Source organism: Moorena sp. SIO4E2, from assembly GCF_010671945.1.
Classification (GTDB): domain Bacteria; phylum Cyanobacteriota; class Cyanobacteriia; order Cyanobacteriales; family Coleofasciculaceae; genus Moorena; species Moorena producens.
Genome location: NZ_JAAHIE010000428.1, coordinates 1 through 6,461 on the forward strand (window position 1 = coordinate 1; position 6,461 = coordinate 6,461).

The 6,461-nt window shown below is 43.9% G+C and carries 3 protein-coding genes and 1 pseudogene; 2 read left to right on the forward strand and 2 right to left on the reverse strand.

Translation table 11 applies throughout. From position 1 onward, the window contains the following. Positions 1 to 66: 66 nt before the first annotated feature. Positions 67 to 303: pseudogene (locus tag F6K37_RS29495) on the forward strand (RidA family protein); the annotation flags it as partial. 262 nt (positions 304 to 565) lie between these two features. Here F6K37_RS29495 and F6K37_RS29500 read toward each other — a convergent pair. Beyond that, positions 566 to 3,013 (reverse strand): NACHT domain-containing protein, encoded by a 2,448-nt coding sequence (locus F6K37_RS29500; RefSeq protein WP_008181982.1) that lies wholly within the window; start codon positions 3,011 to 3,013, stop codon positions 566 to 568. 385 nt (positions 3,014 to 3,398) lie between these two features. Here F6K37_RS29500 and F6K37_RS29505 point away from each other — a divergent pair, with 385 nt between their 5' ends. Next, positions 3,399 to 4,349 carry a lysylphosphatidylglycerol synthase transmembrane domain-containing protein gene (locus F6K37_RS29505; protein WP_008181983.1) on the forward strand — a complete coding sequence of 317 codons (951 nt, stop codon included), beginning with the start codon at positions 3,399 to 3,401 and terminating at the stop codon, positions 4,347 to 4,349. Positions 4,350 to 4,399: 50 nt separating this feature from the next. On the opposite strand, the gene aspS is transcribed toward F6K37_RS29505, so the two are convergent. Further along, complete coding sequence (gene aspS / locus F6K37_RS29510; RefSeq protein ID WP_008181984.1) at positions 4,400 to 6,187, reverse strand: aspartate--tRNA ligase; 1,788 nt, start codon at positions 6,185 to 6,187, stop codon at positions 4,400 to 4,402. Positions 6,188 to 6,461 lie beyond the last annotated feature (274 nt).

Below are 6,461 nucleotides of genomic sequence, written 5' to 3' on the forward strand. Positions count from 1 at the left end.
TAATAATTGGGTCAATTGAGGAGGTGCGACCCCGTAATTTAATTCGCCATAGGAAAGCGCACCTTACAGACTAAACAGGTAATGGAAAACTTGAAGCTGGTTTTAGACCATGCTGGCACTAGCTTCGAGCAGGTAGTTATGACTCGCATTTTTCTGACTGATTTTAGATACTACCAGACAGTGAATGACTTATATGCTTCTTATTTTAACAATAGGTTGCCTTGTCGAACAACGGTTGGAGTCATGGGTCTTGCTGGTAATGGTGATATAGAAATTGATTTGATTGTTTATTGTGGTGATTAAGGATAATGGTAAATTCGTAAGATTTACATTTAGCTATTAGCATTTAGCTAACCCTCTTCGTCCATAGTAAGCTAATAGGCATTTAAATTTATAACTATTCTTAATTTTGCCTTTTTTATTTGATAGTTTAGTTAACTTTTTATCGAACAACCCGAATCCCCTCCCAAGCTGGCATTCGACCAGTTCGTCGCTCATCCATTAATAAAAATAATGTGTAAATTGGCGCAATTTTATCTCTATTACTGGCATACTTACGGCTTAATTATTGACAATTTTCAACTGTCAAATGAACAGGTTTCAGGATTTGAGGATTGGTAGCAGCTTTTTTATAAATATCAGCTCGCACAGTCCAGGCAATAAACACTAACAGCACATAGAAGCGAAGTAATTTAAGATCTGGGTTTTCGTATCGGTCAAAGTCGAGGTTGAGGTAGGGATTGAGGTGGATATATTGACCTAGCTTGAGTTCTTTGTATAGGTCTTGGTATGGCTCAAGGTTTTGGTAAAGGTATCGATCGAGGTCGAGGTTTTGTTCAAGCTCTTGGTAAAGGTTTCGGTATTGGTAGAGGTTAAGCTCTAAATATCGGTAGAGTTGGATATCTAGGTATCGGAACAGTTCTAGTTCCCCCTCCAAGTCTAAGTTTAAATCTAGAGCTATATCTAGTTGAACAACATTAGCTAATTGTTTTTGCCAATTTTTCCACTTAGCTGCTTTTATGCCCACAATCACGTTGTGTTCTTTTTCCTGGCACCAGCAGCCTACTGGCTGTTCAATCGCTGGGTACTCCTGTGCTTCATCGGAAGTGGGCAATCTGTACCTGAATCCTGGTGTTGAGTAGTTTTGAGTCAACCATTTACAAAATGCTTCTGCATCACTAGCTCCAATTCCAGTAATTGGCTGATTTCCCTCTAACGCTATAAACCGTTTGCTTTCCCAATGATCTGGCTGATGATACTCACCTGCTGCTAGGGTCTCATCCAAAAATAATTGATACTCAGCACAGGTAATATAACTCAAGGCAATTTCGATTCTGTCATCAATCCGGAATAGTTGATTCAACCGCCTAGATAACTTAACCTCTGCAGCTACCTGAGCAATTTCTGGATTAGGGGATGCTAAATCTGCTGCTAGGATTTGTTCAAGTTGTTGCTCTAGCTTAGGCTTAACGGTCAACCCTTGCGCTAGGCAATCATAAGCAAGAGCTAAAGACTCTTCTGTACCCTTTTCCAAGGCTGCACGAATCAAGTTAGTTCCATCAGCATCCGACGCCCAGAAGCGGATAGTTTCAGTCCACCAGGGATTATCCACGTTTTTAGTCAAGATCTGCTCTTGGTTCAGTTCCTTTACCTGAGCAGCGGCTAAATAGTCCTGAAAACTCTGGTGAACAAACTCGTAAATCCCTAGCCTCCTTTCCACTAATAACCCAGTAGCTGTCTCTATATGCTTAAGAAATTCCTTGGGTTTTAGCGGACTCCCCGCCACTGATGCTAAATGGTCTTGACTATCAGATGGGGTGAATTCACAAGTTTCCTGTTCCATCAACCCTAGTGCTAGCCTTTGTAAGACTGATTGTTTTTGCACGGTTGTGAGCTGTATAGGGATGTTCTGAGCTGATGACACCTCCAGCAATACATGGCAAATTTTGCTGTAAAGTTCTCCCCGACGCTCTGGTAACATGCTACCGCAAGCGTGAAGGGTAGCTATCATAGTTAGGAGCAGTGGGTTGCTTGCCATTGAAGCTATCGAGGGATTATGTCTAATCCGCTCTACTAAATCCTCAACTTGCTTCTGAGCTGATAATTGTTTTCCTCGACTACTAATCTTAGTTTGTCGATACCAGCCCTGAAGAAATTGCTGAATTTGGTTGAAATTGAATGGTTGTACTTCTAAAACTGTTTCGATCTGCGACCTCAGTATACTACGATAGCCCTGGGGACGATATGTCAGGATAAAAGCAGTTTGGGAATAGGTTTGCATCTGCTGGTTAACCCATTGACTCACCTGCTGACGCTGATCCGGATCAGCTACTTCATCCAACCCATCCAACATCACTAAGCATTTGCCATTGTCTAACTGATCCCGAAACCAATTAGCAGGAGGTTTCTCCAAGCCTGCGGATTGACCAAATCCTGGTAATGACCCTTCCTCAACTTGTTTCGTAACTAGCTGTGCCAATAATGGTGTTTGCTCACTAGTAATGCGATCGCAAGTATTCCGCAAATCTACCATTATAGGAATTAGTTTTGGCGCTTTATACTGGCGGTGAGCATTGTTGGCATAGGTCAGGGTCAAATGCTGCAAGGTAGTGGTTTTTCCTGCTCCTGGGGGGGCAATGATTGCCAAATGTCGATAGGCTGGTATTTTAGGTATTTTGGCGATAAAATCCCAAATTTCCGGACTGATCTGAGATTGATGGGAGTTTGTCTTAGGTAATGGTCTATTACCTGGAATTTTTGTAGCGAATCTTAGGGGGACAAATACCTGCTCGAAATCCAACCTTGATAGCCTTGTGTTCAACACTACTGTCTTCAAGTCACGAAAACCGTAGACTAAGCTTTGGTAATACTTGTCTTGAAACTGTGAGGTTGATTTTCCGTCGTTAAACTGTGAGGTGAATTTTCCCCACAACCCCATGACCAAGTTTTCTTCCGGTTCCAAAGCTTTTGACTTGTTTTGGAACGATGGCTTGTCCGACATGTTTTCTGGCATAGTGATGCTACTGCTACAAAGCCCCTTGCTTTCGAGTGTAAGCGAGTCTAATACTAAGTTGCCGCTTAAAGATGTAATTTACTGGTAAGACTATCCTTGAATTTGACTGTTAACCGTCAACGGTAAACGCTCAATCCTCTTGGGCAAAAAACTGTTGCAATAGTGACCTCGTCATAACCCAATTTGCTGTAAACAGGCTGACTCGATCACAGTCGAGGAACACTTATAAATTTTACTAAAAAATGCTATACTTCAGATATATATTTACAACTATTAGTAATCTAATTGAGTCTTTAGCATTTTATCACTGTCATTCTTTGTCTGTCATTTGTGATATCTTCGTTCGTGTCGTATTACTTTGTAAAAATGGTAGAATAGATAGTCAATGAATGTAGCGATTAAGCGAGTCCTATCACCCCTAAAACCTTACCTACGCTGGGTAATCTTAGGTGGGACATTATTCTTTTTAGCAAAAGCCTTGAAAGACAACTGGCAAGAAGTGCTAGCGATTCGGATCAGCACTTCTGGATGGACTTGTTTAGCGATCGCTGTTGGCGTGACATTACTAGCCCACACCTGGACTGGCTGGGTTTGGCATTGGATGCTGCGGGAATTCGACCAAGAACCAGGGGTTGGGTGGTGTATCCGGATCTATCTCAAAGTTAACATTGCCAAATACTTACCAGGTAACGTTTGGCACTTCTATGGTCGGATCTGGGCAGCGAAAACAGCAGGAGTTCCATTGGGAGTAGCTACTCTGAGCGTGTTAATGGAACCTCCCATGATGGCAGTAGGTGCTTTATTGCTGGCTTTGATCAGCTCTCCTTTGGCCAGCCGGATCATTCAACTCCCAATTCTGTTTGCTGTACTGATACTGATTCATCCTTGGTGTTTAAACCCATGCCTACAGTATTTAGCTAAATTAACAGGTAAGAAGAAAAGCATTGAATCGGGTGTTGATCAGATTATCCGGGTCAAGCGCTACCCAATCCTACCATTGTTGGGGGAATTGGGCTTTTTGGGATTGCGAGGTTCAGGCTTTTTGCTTACCCTGTTAGCCTTAAGTCCAATCAGCCCCAGCCAACTCCCCCTGTTGCTTAGTGGGTTTAGTGTAGCTTGGCTGTTGGGCTTAATTGTCCCAGGGGCACCAGGGGGAGTTGGGGTATTTGAAGCCACTGCAGTGGGTTTACTAGAGCATGACTTTGCTCCGGCAGTGGTGCTGAGTTCGGTTGCCTTGTATCGTTTGATCAGTATTCTATCAGAAGTTGGCGGTGCGGCACTGGCATGGTTAAATGAACCTCCAAGCGATCGCTCTTCTAATCAAGATGAAGAATGAAGTCTTGATACTTCATACTTGATACTTCATAATATTTCATACTTCATATTTCATGCTTCATCGTGATAGGTAGAAGCTACGTACAACTCCTTTAACTGTTTATCATCCACACCACCTGGAGCATCGGTTAGCAAAGAACGTGCTTGTTGGGTTTTCGGGAAAGCAATCACATCCCGAATCGATTCTTCCCCAGCCAATAGCATCACTAGCCGATCCAAACCATAAGCAATCCCACCGTGAGGAGGGGCACCATAGTCAAAGGCTTCCAGCAGAAACCCAAACTTACTGTGAGCTTCTTCTTCAGACAAGCCAATAGCTTCAAAAACCTGTTGCTGAATCTCTGGCTGGTATATCCGGAGACTACCACCACCGATTTCTACCCCGTTCCATACTAAGTCATAGGCTTGAGCTCGAGCCGTTTTCAGATCATCTAAGTCATCAGGATGGGGAGCTGTAAATGGGTGGTGCAGTGCTTCTAAACGCTTTTCATCGGCATTCCACTCAAACATGGGGAAGTCTGTTACCCAGAGTAAGTTAATCTTTGTTGAATCAATTAATCCTAACTCTTGACCAATCACAAGTCGTAAGCGGTCGAGGGTTTTATTGACGATGTCAGCTGAACCAGCACCAAAAAGCAGCAAATGACCAGCAGTAGCACCAGTTGCCTCTAATAACTGCTGTTTTTGGCTATGACTTAGGTTATCCTTAATCGCCCCGATGGTATCAATTTCACCTCCTTCCCTCACCCGGATGTAAGCTATCCCCTTAGCACCAGCTTCGCTTGCTTCTTTGAATAAGTCACCCCCTGGTTTAATCCGGACATTCGATATAGCTTCATTACCACCAGGAATAGGTAGAACTTTGACTACACCCCCAGTCTTTACTGCACCGGAAAAGACTTTGAAGCCAGAATCTTTCATCAAATCAGAGACATTGACTAGTTCTAAGCCAAAGCGAGTATCGGGTTTATCACTTCCGTAGCGTTCCATGGCTTCAGCGTAAGTGAGGCGGGGGAATGGTCTGGGGATATCAATACCTTTGACTGTCTTAAAAATGTGACATACTAATGTCTCATTAAGCTGGAGAATTTCCTCTTGGGACATAAACGACATTTCCATGTCCAACTGGGTAAACTCCGGCTGTCGGTCAGCTCTGAGGTCTTCATCTCGGAAACACCGGGCAATCTGGTAGTATCGATCCATACCCGATACCATCAACAGCTGCTTAAACAATTGGGGGGATTGGGGCAGAGCGTACCACTGACCCGGATTCACACGGGAGGGGACAAGATAGTCTCTAGCACCTTCGGGAGTGGAACGAGTTAGCACTGGGGTTTCCACTTCGATGAAGCCTTGTTCATCTTCCAGGTAACGGCGAATTCCTCTAATCACTTGATGGCGCAGTTGCACGTTTTTGCTCATGCGATCGCGTCTTAAGTCCAAATAGCGATACTTCAGCCGTAAGTCTTCTCGCACTGACTCAGTATCAGCACTGGACACCTGAAATGGCAACTGCTTACGCACTTTATTGAGCAGTTCAATGTAAAGAGCGTAAATTTCTACCTCGCCAGTAGGCAATTTGGGATTAAGGGACTCGTCAGGACGCTTAGTAACTCGTCCGGTAACCTTTACTACATATTCATTGCGCAGGTGATCGGCATCTTTATAGGAATCAGGGGTACGCTCAGGGTCACTAACAATTTGGACAATACCACTAATATCCCGTAGGTCCAAGAAGATCACACCTCCATGGTCGCGACGTTTCGAGACCCAGCCGCACAGGGTAACAGTTTCACCAATGTGCTGGCTTCGGAGTTCACCACAATAATGAGTTCGCATAGTCTTTGTCTATAATACTGGTTCAATTAACTTACTTATCAGGCTAAACCCTGGCGCGTTATAGTCTTAGATTCTCAGCCTCACGGATGATATGTGCTGTTTTACCAGCACTTGACTAGGATTAAAATCCCCCGCCAATAAGCCGACCCAGGCAATTTCAGGCACCACAAAGTCTGAATTATAGCTCATTTGACCCGAGTCTAGGCCATAGTCTGACACTAGGGTGTGTTTTCAAAGTTTTCCGCAAGATATTAGATCCCCCCCAGCCCCCCTT

Coding starts and splice junctions, on each gene's coding strand:
- F6K37_RS29500 (WP_008181982.1), bottom strand. CDS start 3,013: ATGCCAGAAAACATGTCGGACAAGCCATCGTTCCAAAACAAGTCAAAA.
- F6K37_RS29505 (WP_008181983.1), top strand. CDS start 3,399: ATGAATGTAGCGATTAAGCGAGTCCTATCACCCCTAAAACCTTACCTA.
- aspS (WP_008181984.1), bottom strand. CDS start 6,187: ATGCGAACTCATTATTGTGGTGAACTCCGAAGCCAGCACATTGGTGAA.